Below are 14,888 nucleotides of genomic sequence, written 5' to 3'. Positions count from 1 at the left end.
TCTAACCTGAAGAAGCCTTAAATCATGTCCGATGCAGCGCCCGACTATCTGAAGAAGATTTTGACCGCCAAAGTCTACGACGTCGCCAAAGAAAGCGAACTCGAATTGGCACGCACGCTTTCCATGCGGCTGCACAATCGAATTTACCTGAAGCGCGAAGACAACCAGACGGTGTTCTCCTTCAAGATTCGGGGGGCATACAACAAGATGGCCAACCTGAGCGAAGTCGAACGCGAGCGCGGCGTGCTGACCGCGTCCGCCGGCAATCATGCCCAGGGCGTGGCGTTCTCCGCCGCGCGCCTGGGCTGCAAGGCCGTCATCGTCATGCCCGTCACCACCCCGCAGGTGAAAATCGACGCCGTGAAAACCCATGGCGGCCGCGCCGTCGAAGTCGTCCTCGCGGGCGACTCCTACAGCGACGCCTACGCCCATGCCATGACGCTGCAACTAGAACGTGGCCTGACCTTCGTGCCCCCGTTCGACGATCCCGACGTCATCGCCGGTCAAGGCACCATCGCCATGGAAGTCCTGCGCCAGCACCAGGGGCCGCTGCATGCCATCTTCGTCCCCATCGGGGGTGGCGGTCTGGCGGCTGGCGTTGCCGCCTACGTCAAAGCCGTGCGCCCGGAGATCAAGATCATCGGCGTGCAATCGGTCGACTCCGATGCCATGGCGCAATCGATCCACGCGGGCGAGCGCGTTCAGTTGCACGACGTGGGTCTCTTCGCCGATGGTACCGCCGTGAAATACGTGGGCGCCGAGACCTTCCGACTGTGCGAAGCCTATCTCGACGAAGTCATCCGCGTGGACACCGACCAACTCTGCGCCGCCATCAAAGACGTCTTCCAGGACACGCGCAGCGTGCTTGAGCCGTCCGGCGCGTTGTCCGTGGCCGGCGCAAAACTCTACACCGAGCGCGAAAAGCTCAAAGGCGAGACGCTCGTGGCGATCACCTCGGGTGCGAACATGAACTTCGACCGCCTGCGCTTCGTGGCCGAGCGCGCCGAAGTCGGTGAAGCGCGCGAAGCCGTGTTCGCCGTCACCATTCCCGAAGCGCGGGGCAGCTTCAAGCGCTTTACCGAAGTGGTCGGCAGCCGCAACGTGACCGAGTTCAACTACCGAATCAGCGAAGCGTCGAGCGCGCACATCTTCGTGGGCATCCAGATGCACAACCGCGACGAGGGCGAGCGCATCAAGGCCGGCTTCGAGCGGCACGGCTTCCCCACGCTCGATCTGTCCAACGACGAACTCTCCAAACAGCACATTCGCTACATGGTCGGCGGCCGCTCCGCCCTCGCCTGCCATGAAGTGCTGTATCGCTTCGAGTTCCCCGAGCGCCCGGGCGCACTGATGAAATTCCTCTCGGCCATGAGTCCGAACTGGAACATCAGCCTGTTCCATTACCGGAATCAGGGGGCCGACTACAGCAATATCCTGGTGGGGATTCAAGTGCCGGACAACGAGAAAGCCGCGTTCCGCGACTTCCTCGCCACGCTCGGCTATCCTTACTGGGACGAAAGCGACAACCCGGTCTACAAGCTGTTCCTCGCGTAAGTCGCCCGCTGACGCTACCGTCGCTACCGTTGCTACCCTCACTCACCCCGTCACGACAGGACTTCGCTGCCACCATGCCGATCACGCTCGAGAACAAGCTCGTTGTCGCGATATCCTCGCGCGCGCTGTTCGACTTCGAAGAAGAGAATCGCGTGTACGAGGCCGGCGTGGCGGGCGGTGACGACCAGTCGTACATGCGCTATCAGCTCGACCGCCTGGACCTGCCCGCGCGCGTCGGCGTCGCGTTCCCACTCGTGCAGAAGCTCCTCGCCTTCAACCAGGGCAACGGGATCGACAAGCATCGCGTGGAAGTCGTCGTCCTCTCGCGCAACGATCCCGTGAGCGGCATGCGCGTATTCCGTTCGGCACGCCAGGTCGAGCTCAAGATCGAACGGGGTGTGTTCACGCGTGGGCGCGACCCGTTCGGCTACCTCAACGCACTGGGCGCGCACCTGTTCCTCTCCGCCAACGAGCGCGACGTGCGCGGCGCGCTGACGGCAGGCTTTCCGGCGGCGCGCGTCTATCCCGAGTCGGCCAAGAAAGCGGAACTGCATCCCGATGAAATCCGCATCGCCTTCGACGGCGACGCGGTGCTCTTCTCCGACGAAGCCGAACGGATCTTCCAGCGCAACGGCCTCGACGCCTTCCAGCAACACGAGATCGAACGGGCCGCGACACCATTGCCGCCGGGCCCGTTCAAGCCGCTGCTGCAGGCCCTCCACCGCCTGCAAACGCTGGCCGGTCACGAAGTCCCTGTCAAAATTCGTACCGCGCTGGTGACGGCGCGCTCGGCCCCGGCGCACGAGCGGGCCATTCGCACGCTGATGGACTGGAAAATCGACATCGACGAGGCGATGTTCCTGGGCGGGCTCGACAAAGGCGCATTCCTGCGCGAATTCGAGCCCGATTTCTTCTTCGACGATCAAACACGCCACTGCGTGTCCGCCGCGCGGGTCACCCCGACCGGACACGTGCCCAGTGGCATTGCAAACCATGACAACGCCTGACCAATCCCCACTCGGCAAGGAAGTTGCCTACACCGAGCAGTACGACCCGTCCCTGCTCTTCCCGATCGCCCGTGCCCCCGCGCGCGCGGCCATTGGCGTGCCCGACACCCTGCCGTTCTTCGGCGCGGATATCTGGAACGGCTACGAACTCTCGTGGCTCAACGAAAAGGGCAAACCGCAGATCGCACTGCTCACCGCCATGGTGCCGGCCGACTCGCCGAACATCATCGAATCGAAGTCTTTTAAGCTGTATCTCGGCTCGTTCGCCCAAACGAAGCTGGCCAACGCCGACGCCGCACGCGCGCTGATTCAACAAGATCTATCCGAAGCGGCGCGCGCGCCGGTGCAGGTTCGTCTGGTCGAACCCGGCGGCTTCGGCAAGCTGGAACTCGACGAACTCGGCGGCCTGCTCGTCGACCGTCTCGACGTCGAGACCGACATCTATGCGCCCGATGCAACGCTGCTCAAGGCCGCGCACGACGAACCGCATGTGGACGAAACGCTGGTCTCGAACCTGCTCAAATCCAATTGCCCGGTGACCGGACAACCCGACTGGGGCAGCCTGCAGATTCGCTACGTCGGCCCGCCGATCGATCAGGAGGGGTTGCTCAAGTATGTGATTTCGTACCGGCGTCACACCGGCTTTCACGAGCAATGCGTGGAAGGCATCTTCATGGACATCCTGCGCCAGTGCAAACCGAGCCAGTTGGCCGTCTACGCCCGTTACACACGGCGCGGCGGACTCGACATCAACCCGTTCCGCACCAACTTCACGTTGCCGATGCCGGACAACGCCCGCACCGCGCGTCAGTAAGACCGCCAGTACATAAAAATGGCGACGGATTGCAGCCCCGTCGCCATCCCGATCGCCCCCGAGCCTCGGTCAGCTCAACAAGCTGACCTTGGCCATCAATTTGCGCGCCGCATTTCTCACGTCCGTGTACTTGGGCTGCCCCGCGCAACGATGCAACGTCTCCTTCATGGCGCGATAAGCCGCCTCGAAATGCTGCAACTCGATCAGGCACTCGCCAACGCGATACATGGGACCGGGAGCTTCCTCGTCCATCAACGCCGCAGCCATGAATAGCGGCAGCGCCGCCTTCGGTTCCCCGTGGCGCTGCACCGAGAGCGCCAGCGCCACTGCGTAGTCCGCTTCATGCGGACACGCAGACAACAAAGGCGCGAAGCACTCGATCGCCTGCACGTAGTCGCCGCGTTCGAAAGCGCCGTAGCCACAACGATACGCGGCGTCGCACTGCATCGCGTCCCACGATCCGGGACACGGCATGTCCATCGCCTCGCGTTGCTTGTCGGCGTCGCGCACCATCGCCAGCGCCACGTCGATCTCGTTGGCGATATGCTGTGACGACGGCATCTTGTCTTTGGGCATCTCAAACGTCGTCACGAACGCCCTCCCGCGGAAGCTGACGCGAATCGCGCCCGCCCGCTCAGCGAGTTCATCTCCTGCGCGGCGTCGCGGCGCCGGCGAATGGCCAGGCAGACCTGACTGAGACCAAACGTCACGGCCATGCTCGACAACATGGCCATCCCGCCGCCGAAGCCATAGCCCAGCCACCTGCGATCGTGCGCGACGATCGATTTGTCGACCTCCGAATCGGCCTCCAGACAGATGTACCCTGCCGTCGCCATCCCCGCCACACCCAGTATCGTGAACGCCAGTCCCGCGAGCCCGGATGCACAACCCGTCGAACTGAGTCGGCTCATCGTCCGAGACCGCAAGCGAACATCGTCGGGTGTCAACGGGAAATCGATCGTGACGCGATGCTCGTCGGCGCACTCCACCGGCGTGTGCAACGACGTGACTGGCTGAAGTCCACCGGAAATTGCTCCATGTCTCACAATCCGTCTCCTCACTGATTAAGAGACTGAAGACTGCGCCCACCGAAAACCGCCCGCCATCGAAGCCAAACCGCAAACTTTGCGAAACGGGTACCGAAGTATCCGTCATTGCGAAAACTCAGGCTGCCGGCTTCTTGTAGGCCACGCAGTCCACTTCCACCTTGCAATCGATCACCATGCTCGACACCACGCAAGCGCGCGCGGGCGGATGCTCGCTGAAATACTCCTTGAACACCTTGTTGAACGACGCAAAATCGCGCGGATCGTCGAGCCACACACCGCATCGCATCACATGCTCGGTGCCGTAACCCGCTTCGGCGAGGATTGCCAGCATGTTCCTGATCGCCTGATGCGACTGGGCGACGATCCCCCCATCGATCACCTCGCCGTCCTTCATCGGGGTCTGCCCCGAGACGAACAGAAAGCCATCGGCTTGCGTGGCGCGTGCAAATGGCATGCGCTGGCCCCCTGTGCCCTGCCCGCCCTCCACACCATATCGTTTGATACTCATCTTCACTCCTTTCGACGCAACAGCGTCATCAACACATACTCAGAAAATCGGCTGCGGCGTGCCACGACGCACAAAGCGGCCTGCACGCGCGTTATGCGTAGGCGCGCGATCGCGCCACGACAACACGCCGTTGACCCACACGGCCGCGATGCCATAGGCAGGCTGCATGGGATCGGTAAAGGTGGCGGCATCGGCCACGGTCGCCGGATCGAACAGCACCAGATCGGCCCAGTAACCTTCGCGCACCAAGCCACGGTCCGTCAGACCGAAGCGTTCTGCGGAGAGGCCCGTCATCTTGTGGACGGCCTCGGCCAGCGGGAAGAGTTGCTGCTCACGGCTGTAACGGCCGAGCACGCGCGGGAACGCGCCCCACAGGCGCGGATGCGGCAACGGATCGTTCGGCAGTCCGTCCGATCCCACGACCGTCGCCGGGTGCCGCAGGATGCGTCGCACGTCGTCTTCCTCCATGCAGTGATACACGGCGCCCGCCGGTTGCAGACGCGTTGCCGCTTCAATCAGGTCGACGCCCCACTCGGCAGCGATCGTGGCGAGCAACTTGCCGCCCTGCGCCGGATGCGGTTGCGACCACGTCACGAGAATGTCGAAGTCGTCCGTCACTTGCTTGAGGTCGAGCGTCGACGAGCTGGCGGTGTAGGGATAGCAGTCGCAACCGACGGGCTGGAAGCGTTGCGCCGTGTCGAGTGCGTCGAGAATCTCGGTGCTGCGGCCCCAGTTGTCGACACCCGCACACTTCAGATGCGAAACGACGACCGGCACGCGGGCATGACGGCCAATGCGGAACGCCTCGTCGAGCGCGGCGAGAATTTCGGCGAATTCCGTACGCAGGTGCGTCGCATAGAGACCTCCCGCCTCGGCGAGCGGCTCGGCCAGCGCCATCACCTCCTCGGTCGGCGCTGCATTTGCGTTTGCGTAGGCGAGCCCGGTCGACAATCCCAACGCGCCATGGGCGAGCGCTTCACGCAATTGCGTGCGCATGGCCTCGATCTCGGCATCGGTTGCGGCTCGGTCGAGCCGGTCCATATGATTGCTGCGCAGCGCCGTGTGACCGATGAGCGCCGCCACGTTGATCGCCGGCTGCGCCTTCTCGAGCGCTTCGACGTAAGCGGCGAACGTCGGGTACTGGAACGCGTCGGCGTCCCCCAGCAGGTTCATCGGGTCGGGCGGGTCGCCCTTGAGCGCCACCGGCGATGCGCTGATGCCACAGTTGCCGACGACGACCGTCGTCACGCCCTGCGAGAGCTTCGGCGTCATTTCCGGTGTGCGTACGACGTTCGTGTCGTCGTGGGTATGCACGTCGATGAACCCTGGGCTGAGCACGTTGCCGCCCCCTTGAATCTGCTGCTGGGCTTGCCAGCCCGACAGCGCACCGGCCGGCGCAATCGTGTGGATACGGCCGTCGCGCAAGGCGACGTCGACGCGCTCGTCGGTCATTGGCGCGCCGGAGCCGTCCGCCAGACGAACGTTGGTAATGAGGGTGTCGACCGTCCGGTTTGCAAGGCAGTCCGTCATATCAATCTCCCAGAGGCTGACGATCGCCGCCGCCCCGATGCGTGTCGAGCACGTATTTGATTCGCCGCAACAGCGTCTGGCTCTGCGGCGTGGCGAGCAATGCCAGTTCCGTGGCCAGTACGTCCATCGCCAGCAGCATTGCGTAGCGCGACGACGACGGTTTGAAAATAAAGTCCGTTTCCAGCGCACGGATCGGCAGCAGCTCATCGGCCAACGCCGCCAGCGGCGAACCGGTTGCCGTGATCGCCACCACCTGCGCGCCATACTCGCGTGCAATCTCGCACGCGCCGACCATCTCCGGCGTATGGCCGCTCACCGAGAAGGCAAGCACCACGTCGTCACGCCCGAGCGTGGCGGCCACCATGCGAGCCAGCACAGCGTCCTGATAGCTCGCGACCGGTCGCCCCAGACGTACGAGCCGATAACGCGCTTCGTCGGCCATGAGCGACGAGCCGCCGCCCATGCCGAACGCGTACACCATGCGGGCCGACAGCAGTCGCGCCGCTGCACGCCGCACCGCCTCCGGCTTGATGAGTCCACGATGCACCTGCAACGTGGTCTGAATATCGTCGGCAATCCGGTCGATGGTCTCGGTCGGGCCGTCCTGCCCGTTGACCGCATTCGCGCCGAAAAAACGCTGACCGACGACAGCGGCCTGCGCCAGACGCAACTTGAGATCGCGCACGTCGCGACAGCCCATCGCCTTGGCGAAACGCGTCACACTCGCCTCGCTGACGCCCGCGCGTTCTGCCAGCACGTTGATCGACGCCGCCGCCGCGCCCGCCACATCGTCGAGCACCACCTGCGCGACTTTGCGTTCCGCCTGACTGAGGGCGTCGCTGCGCTCGGCAACGCGCGTCACGATATCGAAAGTTTCGGCCATATGTCGGGTCGGTTCGGCCCCCAGCGGGTGTGCGCCGGGATGCTCGCCTGAGGGTTGGATCTGGATTTTGTTACTTTATAACAAATTTATCGATCCCCGTTAATTAGAAGCTATTATAAGAGCCATCCGGCGAGCGTCGGGGCATCGTCACGTGGAGATTTTTCAATGAATGATACAAACTATCAGCACGGCATGATCGATATTCTCAACAAGGGCCTGGGGACCTTGAGCGCCCCGCTTGCGCCGAGCGAGACGGCCGGATTGCGGTGGAATCTGCTCGACGAGGATCTGAGTTTGCCGACGGCGGTGCTTTACGAGGACAAGCTTCGTCACAATCTCGCGTGGATGCAGCGATTCGTGCACGAGTACGGCGTGAAGCTCGCTCCGCACGGCAAGACCACGATGGCGCCGAAGCTATTTCGACGTCAGCTCGACGGCGGTGCCTGGGGCATTACACTTGCCACGGCGCAGCAGACCCACGCCGCGTACCTGCACGGGGTGCGACGCGTGCTCATGGCGAATCAACTCGTGGGCAAGCGCAACATGGCGATGATTGCCGATTTACTGAGCGATCCCGATTTCGAATTCTTCTGTCTGGTGGACTCAGCCGATGCGGTGACGCATCTGGGCAGGTACTTCCGGGCGCGCGGCCAGTCGATTCAGGTGCTCATCGAGCTGGGCGTGAGCGGGGGACGCACAGGTGTGCGCGACGCCGCTCAGCAGCAAGCCGTGCTCGACGCCCTTGCGCAGTACCCCGACGCAGTCAAGCTCGCGGGCGTGGAAGTGTACGAGGGGGTGCTGAGTGTCGAGGCGGACATTCGTGCGTTCTTGCAGCGCGCGGTGGGCGTCACGCGTGAGCTGGTCGCGGCCGGGCGCATCGAGCGCAGCCCGGCAGTGCTCTCGGGCGCGGGTTCGGCGTGGTACGACGTAGTGGCAGAGGAGTTTGCGCACAAGGACGTGGGCGCCCCGCTCGATGTTGTTTTGCGCCCGGGCTGCTATCTCACGCACGACGTGGGCATCTACAAGGCTGCGCAGGCGCAGATTGCGACGCGCAACCCGATCGCGAAGCAGATGCGCTCGCAGTTGCAGCCGGCGCTGCAGCTCTGGGCGTATGTGCAATCGATTCCCGAGCCGGAGCGCGCCATCATTGCGCTGGGCAAACGCGATGCGGCGTTCGACGCCGGCATGCCCGAACCTGCGCAGCAGTTCCGTCCGGGCGAGCGTCAGCCCCCGAAAGCGACGCCCGCGCATTGGGAAATCACCGGCATGATGGATCAGCACGCGTATCTGCGCATCGCGGCGGGCGACGACATTCGCGTGGGCGACATGATCGCGTTCGACATCTCGCATCCCTGCCTCACATTCGACAAATGGCGGCATTTGCCGGTCGTCGACGCCGATTACAACGTCGTCGACATTGTCCAGACATTCTTCTGATCGCCCGTCGCGAACGCGACGCAGCGCCCCCTCTCAGCCTTAACGAAGAAGCCGCCCGATGGGCGGCTTCGCGTTTCGTGGGGTCGATCGATGGCGAGGGGCCTAGACCTGACTTCGCGACACGCGTTTGCGCGGCGCGACGGTCGGCTCTGTCGACTCTGTCCGCTCGGTTTGCTCCGGCGGCATAGGCGGCATAGGCGGCATCGGCGGCATCGGCGGCATAGGCGGCATAGGCGGCATAGGCGCGGGCAGTGTCGAGCCGGCGGGCGAGCGACGCTTCGGGTCGGCGTTGGCCTTCGCGCCCGTGTCGGACGCTTTCACTCGCGACACCACCGACTTGAACTGCGCCTCCAGATGGCCGAGCGCACTCTCGAGCGTTTCGATTTCGGCGGGGGTCATGCCTTCGAGGGCGTCGTCGAAAAACGCCTGGCGTCGTGGTGTTGCCTCTTCGTACACGGCCTGGCCTGCGGAGGAGAGCGTGACGTTCGTAAGTCGGTTGTCGTGCGGATCGGTTGCGCGCGAGAGCCAGCCGAGGGCTTCCATCGACTGCAACTGACGCGTGAGCGACGCCGGGTCGAGGCGGCAATGCTCCGCGAGAAACTTCTGCGAGCAGGTGCCGCGCTCGGCGAGCGCGAGAATGATGCGCCAGCGCGGCAGCGGGTGTCCGACCTGGGCGTCGAATGCGAGCATCATCGCCCGATACGTCAGGCTGAGTTGCTGAATGACGTTGCGTTTCTGAGGCGTGGGCATCGCATTACTCCGCGGCGGGCGGCTGCGGCTTGGCGCCGCGCGTCAGGCGAATGAGCGGCACGCGTCTGACGAACCACAGCCCGGCGAGTGCGGCCGCGAGCGAGACCATCTGGCCGGTGTGAATGGCCGCAACAAGCGACGTGCGGGCCGATTCGATGAACAGCGCGCCGTTCTGTCCGAGGTGTGCGAGCGTCGTCAGGAATTCGCCTTGCGCTTGCGGATTGACGAGGATCTGCGGATCGGAGAGTTGCGAGGTCCATTGTGTGCCGTCGTTGGCGGCGAGGGCATCCTTCACGCGGCCGGTGTAGCTGTGGTTCACGAGCGTGCCGACGATAGCGGTCCCCAGCATCCCGCCGATCATGCGCAGCGACTGCATGAGCGCCGTCGCGATGCCCAGGTGGGCGCGCCCGGCCACTTCCTGGGCGAAGACGGTGAGGTTCGGCATCACGAAACCGAGGCCCAGTCCGGCGAGCAGCATATAGGTGGCGATGAGCGCGTGCGGCGTGCCGCGATGGGTGACGATCACGCCAGCGCAAGCGAGCGCGAGCAGGAAGAAGCCGCCGTAAAGCATGACGTTCGGGTTGGGCAACCGGGTGATGAGGCGTCCGTTCACGATGCTTCCCACGGTGATGCACACCACCATCGGCGTGATGAGCAGCCCGGTTTCACGCGGCGAGAGCCCGAAGCCGCCTTGAAGCAGGAGCGGTGCGTAGAACAGCACGGCGAACATGGAAAACCCTGCAAAGGCCGACAGCACGAAGAGCGGCGCCAGGCTTTTGTCGCGGAACATTTCGAACGGCAGGATCGGGTGCGACGTTCGCTTCTCCCACCAGTAAAGGGCAAACGAGGAGACAACCAGCACGACGAGCAGCGTCAGCACGCCGCGCGAGAGGCCGTCGGCGGGTAGCCATTCGACGAGCATCTGCAGGCTGCCGAGCGCGGCGGTAATCAAGACGGCGCCGAGCCAATCGAGACTCGGCTTGCCGTGTTCGGCCGGGCGCATATGCGGCAGGTGACGGCCCACAAACCAGAGGCCGAGCACCCCGACTGGCAGGTTGACGTAGAAGACTGAGCGCCAGCCATAGGCTTCGGTGAGGAAGCCGCCGAGCGACGGCCCGATGGCATTGGCGATACCGAAGGCGGAGCTGAGCATGACTTGCCAGCGCAGGCGCACGTGGGCATCGGGAAACAGTTCGGGGACACAGGCGAACGCGGTTCCGACGAGCATGCCGCCGCCGATGCCCTGCAGGGCGCGTGCGATGACGAGGAAGGGCATGCTGTTGGCGGCGCCGCACAGGACGGAAGCGGCGGTGAAGACGACGATGGCTGCAATAACGAAGCGTTTGCGGCCGTAGAAGTCACCGAGCCGTCCGAAGATCGGCACGGTGATGACGGAGGTGAGGAGATACGACGTCGCGACCCACGCGTAGAACTCGAAGCCCTTGAGTTCGGAGACGATGGTCGGCAGCGCGGTACCGACGACCGTTTGGTCGAGCGCCACCATCATCGTGCAGAAACACAGGCCGAGCATGGCCACGATGGACTGGCGGAACGGCAAAACCTGCCCCGCCGAATGCGGGGAGTTGGGACTGGGGGCCATTTTTGGACGGATCAATGTTTGATCAGTCAAAGATTCTAGCACGTTGGCTGCGGGAGCGTTGGTGTCACGGCGAAGCGCATCAGACGATGATGGTTTGCCTGGATTGGCGTCGATTTGGCACGCCATCCCCCCGCCCGGTGTGGCTAGGTCTTACCTATTGGCTTTGTGAGGTGAGCTTTGGGCTAGCGGACTTGAGCGCGGAATTCAGGAGAATTTCGCGACTTTATCCAGTTGGAATTGCAGCATAAACCAGTCCGAGTTTTTAGCCGCACCGCCAGTGGATCAGATTTATGTCGGCACCCATATTTAGACCTGAAATCCCTTTTTTTTTCATTTTCGGACATATGTCCGAATATGCCTTTTCCCTTACAATGAGACTTTCCAGAATTTCCGGTTGATTACGTCATCATGCATCGAATTGGATTCTTCGTTTGCCATGGCTACGATGCGCTTGATCTCGCCGGGCCACTTTCTACCTTTAACCAAGTGGCTACAGCCGCTGGCCAAACCCCCTACGATCTCCATGTAATCTCACGAGCGGGCGGGTTGGTTCTCAGCAATGCCGGGCTTCCGATCGAGACGAAGCCTGTCGGACGGCGCACATTTGACACCGTCATTTTCGTGGGTGGTGATATAGCGCCGATGCAGACATCGGAAAACGTGGCTATTGCCAGGAAATTAGGCCACCGAACCGCGCGGGTGGCAAGCGTGTGTACGGGCGCATTTTTGCTTGCGGAAACGGCTTTGCTGGACAATCGAAGAGCAACAACGCACTGGCGATATATCGCTCAGTTGCAGTCACGCTTCCCTCGCGTCAGAGTCGAAGGAGACAGTATCTATATCGCGGACGGTCGTATTTGGACATCGGCGGGCATCGCGTCGGGAATAGACCTGGCACTGGCGATGATCGAAACAGATATGGGCTCAGAAATTGCGCGCTCTGTATCCAGGCTTTTGGTTGTGGCGTATCGCCGGCCAGGAGGGCAATCTCAGTTTTCCGCCATGTCACAAATGGAGCCGGACTCGGATCGCATCCGCATCGCCCTGAACTTTGCCAGGGAACATTTGGCTGAAGCACTGCCTGTTGAGCGACTCGCAGAGGCGGCAAGATTAAGTCCGCGGCAATTCGGAAGAGTGTTTCGCCGAGAAACTGGTGAAACGCCTGCCAAGGCAGTTGAGCGCTTGCGAGTTGAAGCAGCGCGACTGCGCTTGCAAGACGGTAGCGAGCCGATCGAACAGATTGCCCTTGCCGTGGGATTCACCGATCCGGAGCGAATGCGTAGAGCTTTTGTCAAACTGCATGGACATCCACCGCAATCGATCCGGCGCGAAAGCCGATTCTTCGGCAACCGATAATCAATCAATCGATGATCTGCTCTGACCGGCGACGCTTTGTGAGCTGCGTTGGCAAGAAACGTCGAGGGTATCAAACGAGCCGAATAGTTACGCGGAATCCAATACTCGCTCCGCGTATCTGCGAGCACTGGCAAGGCGTTGTTCAGTGATTCCCAGCGCACGCGCACGGACGTTGCCCAGAACATCGGCAGACGCCTTCGCAGGAGATCCCGAATCAAAAGGCGGTTGCGGGTCGTAGGCCATGTAGAGTTGTAGCTCTTTTGCCAACTGATCTCCACGAAGAAGTGCGGCTAAAATGAGCGAGCCATCAATGCCCGATGTAACACCTCCTGCGCTCACGTAATTGCCATGGACGACGACACGGTCATCGCAGGGGATGGCGCCGTAAAGCGGCAATACGCCCATTGCTGTCCAGTGCGTCGTCGCCTTTCGGCCGTGCAGCAAACCAGCGGCGCCGCAGATAAGGGCACCCGTACACACCGAGTACACATACAAGGCGTTTTTGGCTTGCGCACGAATAAACGCTAGAACCTCCTCGTCGGCGCCGACCTCTTCTTGACCATACCCTCCTGGAACGATTAGCACATCGAGTTGAGGTGCTTCGTCGAGCGACGTGTCGGGAATCAATTGCATGCCTCGCATATCCCGCACAACGTGTTTGTCTTTCCACAGCGTGTAGAACGTTGAGTTGGGAATGCGCGACAGCACCTCAAAAGGGCCGGCAAAATCACATTGATCCATATTCGGGAAGATCAGGCCACCAATCCTCAAATGCGTATCCTGAGAAATCGCCTGTATATTATTTTCCATCATTTGATGACTTCGATAATTGAATCAATGTAGTCAAGCATCAGGCGTCGGGCGCATGGTGTCTGCGATGACAAATGTCTGACTCTCAATATCTGGGAGTACCTTTCCGGGGCATGGCGATAGGCTTCATGTTCTTATGGCGCATAACTGTTCCACATATCGCGATTTAGCTTCCAGACACCGCCCTGCTTCAAGAAGATGAGAATTTGTTTGGCGCGCAGTTGGAGCTTTCCACTATGATCACGGAGTTCCACATCCGAGACTTCGGTCACGGTCCGGTCGTTGCCATAGAACTCGTAATTGCTAAAGGATACTGAACCTGGCTGGGTGCCAGCATAGGCTTTGGCGAAGTATTCGGTGATCGCACGCGCCCCTCTAACTTTGTCGCCCCCGGGCGGCAACAGCGTGCCATTTTTTGTATAGAGGCGACCTATTGCCTCGTAGTCCCCTAACCGAAAGGCTTCCGCCCATCGTGCATTCTCGGCCTTGATGGCCACTTCGGTTTGAGATTGCGGGCCATTCGCGAGTGCCGGCATGGCAAACACGAAAGGGGAAAAGCAAACTGCAACGGCAGCAGCAAAAAGACGAATCTGTCGCATTTTTCGGTTTTCTATCAAGGTATGAATTAAAGGGGATCGCGCCTAGCTGGACGAAATGGTGCAGGCAACGTCGGCTGCGACCTCTTCGCAACCAGCCGAAATCCTCATCGACGTTGCCCGTGTATCTCAGTGAATGCCGGGGATTAGGGCGAGGCCCTTCGATGCGCCGGGTAGTCTTTTGTCAACCATCGCAAGGATTTCTGGCGGTGCGTCGCTAGGATCACCGGAATGGAACGGTGGCGCCGGATCATAGGCGATCAAGAGTTGCGTAAATTCAGCCGCCTTGCGACCGCGCAGCTTTTCTGCGACGCGTAGTGCGAAGTCGATGCCGGCCGTTACTCCACCTCCGCTCATGAATCGTCCGTTGTCGTCCTCCACGAAGCGTTCCGCAACTGGGATGGCCCCATATTCAGACAACTTGTTGAGAAAAGCCCAATGGCATCCGCTGCGCTTGCCCTTGAGTACCCCCGTTGCAGCAAGCACGAGCGACCCATTGCAAACCGACGTCACATAGTTGGCGCTCTCGGCAAGACGACGGATCTGGGCCTGATAAGCCGGTCCCATCGGCGCGGACAAGTCAGATCCGCCGGGAACCAAGATCAAGTCCGTTCTCTCAATATCGGCCAATTTTTCGGTGTTCCCGTATACGACCCCGAATTCGAGGGTCACGTCGCCGCCATTGAGACTCGCGTAGCGAACGTTAGTATTCGGCAGCCGATGAAAAATCTCGCTGGGTCCTGCGAAGTCAAGAAGCGTGCCTCCGTCGTAAGTCACGATCAAAATGTTGAGCGGATCATTTTGACCAAGGCCTCCCACCTTACTGCCGGTCTGAGCAAATGCAGGAGTGGCGTGACCAAGCAAAGTTCCGCCGCCCACGACGGCGGCGAGAGCGGCGACGCTTCCAAGCTTGAGAGCGTCGCGACGTGAATGGCCTGCTCTGGTGAGTTGCTCGCCAGAATCGTCATTTTTTACATGATCGATCAAGATAATT

15 protein-coding genes are annotated in these 14,888 nt (G+C 61.7%); 5 read left to right on the top strand and 10 right to left on the bottom strand.

The genetic code is table 11. The annotated features are described in order from the left end of the window. Window positions 1-24 precede the first annotated feature (24 nt). The 3 genes from ilvA (at window position 25) to queF (ending at window position 3,375) form a co-directional block, all read left to right on the top strand. Window positions 25-1,554, top strand: coding sequence for a threonine ammonia-lyase, biosynthetic (gene ilvA / locus ACE3UG_RS05710; protein ID WP_374620837.1), 1,530 nt, complete (start codon window positions 25-27; stop codon window positions 1,552-1,554). 74 nt (window positions 1,555-1,628) lie between these two features. Then, window positions 1,629-2,561 (top strand): 5'-nucleotidase, encoded by a 933-nt coding sequence (locus ACE3UG_RS05705; protein ID WP_374620834.1) that lies wholly within the window; start codon window positions 1,629-1,631, stop codon window positions 2,559-2,561. Further along, window positions 2,548-3,375, top strand: a complete 828-nt coding sequence (gene queF / locus ACE3UG_RS05700) for an NADPH-dependent 7-cyano-7-deazaguanine reductase QueF (protein WP_374620832.1) — start codon at window positions 2,548-2,550, stop codon at window positions 3,373-3,375. Before ACE3UG_RS05705 ends, queF begins: the two co-directional genes overlap by 14 nt. Before the next feature lie 69 nt (window positions 3,376-3,444). Here the strand turns inward: queF and ACE3UG_RS05695 are convergent, their stop codons facing one another. The 5 genes from ACE3UG_RS05695 to ACE3UG_RS05675 form a co-directional block, all read right to left on the bottom strand. Beyond that, the gene (locus ACE3UG_RS05695; protein ID WP_374620829.1) at window positions 3,445-3,966 is read right to left on the bottom strand and encodes a hypothetical protein; all 522 of its coding nucleotides are present in this window, start codon (window positions 3,964-3,966) and stop codon (window positions 3,445-3,447) included. Beyond that, complete coding sequence (locus ACE3UG_RS05690) at window positions 3,963-4,286, bottom strand: hypothetical protein (RefSeq protein WP_374620826.1); 324 nt, start codon at window positions 4,284-4,286, stop codon at window positions 3,963-3,965. The genes ACE3UG_RS05695 and ACE3UG_RS05690 overlap by 4 nt, the downstream gene beginning before the upstream one ends. Window positions 4,287-4,539: 253 nt before the next feature. After that, window positions 4,540-4,932 (bottom strand): RidA family protein, encoded by a 393-nt coding sequence (locus ACE3UG_RS05685; protein ID WP_374620823.1) that lies wholly within the window; start codon window positions 4,930-4,932, stop codon window positions 4,540-4,542. Window positions 4,933-4,971: 39 nt separating this feature from the next. Further along, entirely contained in the window at window positions 4,972-6,462 is a 1,491-nt protein-coding gene (locus tag ACE3UG_RS05680; RefSeq protein ID WP_374620821.1) for an amidohydrolase family protein, read from the bottom strand. 1 nt (window position 6,463) lies between these two features. Beyond that, window positions 6,464-7,345: a MurR/RpiR family transcriptional regulator gene (locus tag ACE3UG_RS05675; RefSeq protein WP_374620818.1), complete on the bottom strand. Its 882-nt coding sequence runs from the start codon at window positions 7,343-7,345 to the stop codon at window positions 6,464-6,466. Window positions 7,346-7,510: 165 nt separating this feature from the next. On the opposite strand from ACE3UG_RS05675, the gene ACE3UG_RS05670 reads away from it, so the two are divergent. Then, window positions 7,511-8,782 carry an amino acid deaminase gene (locus ACE3UG_RS05670; RefSeq protein ID WP_374620815.1) on the top strand — a complete coding sequence of 424 codons (1,272 nt, stop codon included), beginning with the start codon at window positions 7,511-7,513 and terminating at the stop codon, window positions 8,780-8,782. A gap of 102 nt (window positions 8,783-8,884) precedes the next feature. Here ACE3UG_RS05670 and ACE3UG_RS05665 read toward each other — a convergent pair whose 3' ends face one another. Together ACE3UG_RS05665 and ACE3UG_RS05660 are read right to left on the bottom strand one after the other, a co-directional pair. Next, window positions 8,885-9,532 carry a MarR family winged helix-turn-helix transcriptional regulator gene (locus ACE3UG_RS05665; RefSeq protein WP_374620813.1) on the bottom strand — a complete coding sequence of 216 codons (648 nt, stop codon included), beginning with the start codon at window positions 9,530-9,532 and terminating at the stop codon, window positions 8,885-8,887. A gap of 4 nt (window positions 9,533-9,536) precedes the next feature. Beyond that, window positions 9,537-11,132, bottom strand: coding sequence for an MDR family MFS transporter (locus tag ACE3UG_RS05660; RefSeq protein ID WP_374620811.1), 1,596 nt, complete (start codon window positions 11,130-11,132; stop codon window positions 9,537-9,539). Window positions 11,133-11,540: 408 nt separating this feature from the next. Between ACE3UG_RS05660 and ACE3UG_RS05655 the strand changes: the two genes are divergently transcribed. Next, window positions 11,541-12,488: a GlxA family transcriptional regulator gene (locus ACE3UG_RS05655; protein ID WP_374620809.1), complete on the top strand. Its 948-nt coding sequence runs from the start codon at window positions 11,541-11,543 to the stop codon at window positions 12,486-12,488. Window positions 12,489-12,575: 87 nt separating this feature from the next. Here ACE3UG_RS05655 and ACE3UG_RS05650 read toward each other — a convergent pair whose 3' ends face one another. From ACE3UG_RS05650 to ACE3UG_RS05640, 3 genes are all read right to left on the bottom strand, one after another. Further along, a complete protein-coding gene (locus ACE3UG_RS05650; protein WP_374620806.1) occupies window positions 12,576-13,301 on the bottom strand; it encodes a DJ-1/PfpI family protein in 726 nt (241 codons plus the stop codon). A 131-nt stretch (window positions 13,302-13,432) separates the two neighbouring features. Beyond that, window positions 13,433-13,897, bottom strand: coding sequence for a DUF4440 domain-containing protein (locus ACE3UG_RS05645; protein WP_374620803.1), 465 nt, complete (start codon window positions 13,895-13,897; stop codon window positions 13,433-13,435). 126 nt (window positions 13,898-14,023) lie between these two features. Beyond that, window positions 14,024-14,881, bottom strand: coding sequence for a DJ-1/PfpI family protein (locus ACE3UG_RS05640; protein ID WP_374620802.1), 858 nt, complete (start codon window positions 14,879-14,881; stop codon window positions 14,024-14,026). Window positions 14,882-14,888 lie beyond the last annotated feature (7 nt).

Origin of the sequence: Pandoraea sp. (assembly GCF_041919235.1) — a bacterium.
GTDB lineage: Bacteria > Pseudomonadota > Gammaproteobacteria > Burkholderiales > Burkholderiaceae > Pandoraea.
Note: the sequence above shows the minus strand (reverse complement) of the source record. Positions and strands in the feature narration are given on the sequence as shown.

What these genes read in the sequence shown, in the direction of transcription:
- ACE3UG_RS05645 (WP_374620803.1), bottom strand. Translation starts at nt 13,897, where the DNA reads ATGCGACAGATTCGTCTTTTTGCTGCTGCCGTTGCAGTTTGCTTTTCC.
- ACE3UG_RS05655 (WP_374620809.1), top strand. Translation starts at nt 11,541, where the DNA reads ATGCATCGAATTGGATTCTTCGTTTGCCATGGCTACGATGCGCTTGAT.
- ACE3UG_RS05670 (WP_374620815.1), top strand. Translation starts at nt 7,511, where the DNA reads ATGAATGATACAAACTATCAGCACGGCATGATCGATATTCTCAACAAG.
- ACE3UG_RS05690 (WP_374620826.1), bottom strand. Translation starts at nt 4,286, where the DNA reads ATGAGCCGACTCAGTTCGACGGGTTGTGCATCCGGGCTCGCGGGACTG.
- ACE3UG_RS05685 (WP_374620823.1), bottom strand. Translation starts at nt 4,932, where the DNA reads ATGAGTATCAAACGATATGGTGTGGAGGGCGGGCAGGGCACAGGGGGC.
- ACE3UG_RS05705 (WP_374620834.1), top strand. Translation starts at nt 1,629, where the DNA reads ATGCCGATCACGCTCGAGAACAAGCTCGTTGTCGCGATATCCTCGCGC.
- ACE3UG_RS05650 (WP_374620806.1), bottom strand. Translation starts at nt 13,301, where the DNA reads ATGATGGAAAATAATATACAGGCGATTTCTCAGGATACGCATTTGAGG.
- ACE3UG_RS05680 (WP_374620821.1), bottom strand. Translation starts at nt 6,462, where the DNA reads ATGACGGACTGCCTTGCAAACCGGACGGTCGACACCCTCATTACCAAC.
- queF (WP_374620832.1), top strand. Translation starts at nt 2,548, where the DNA reads ATGACAACGCCTGACCAATCCCCACTCGGCAAGGAAGTTGCCTACACC.
- ACE3UG_RS05675 (WP_374620818.1), bottom strand. Translation starts at nt 7,345, where the DNA reads ATGGCCGAAACTTTCGATATCGTGACGCGCGTTGCCGAGCGCAGCGAC.
- ACE3UG_RS05660 (WP_374620811.1), bottom strand. Translation starts at nt 11,132, where the DNA reads ATGGCCCCCAGTCCCAACTCCCCGCATTCGGCGGGGCAGGTTTTGCCG.
- ilvA (WP_374620837.1), top strand. Translation starts at nt 25, where the DNA reads ATGTCCGATGCAGCGCCCGACTATCTGAAGAAGATTTTGACCGCCAAA.
- ACE3UG_RS05665 (WP_374620813.1), bottom strand. Translation starts at nt 9,532, where the DNA reads ATGCCCACGCCTCAGAAACGCAACGTCATTCAGCAACTCAGCCTGACG.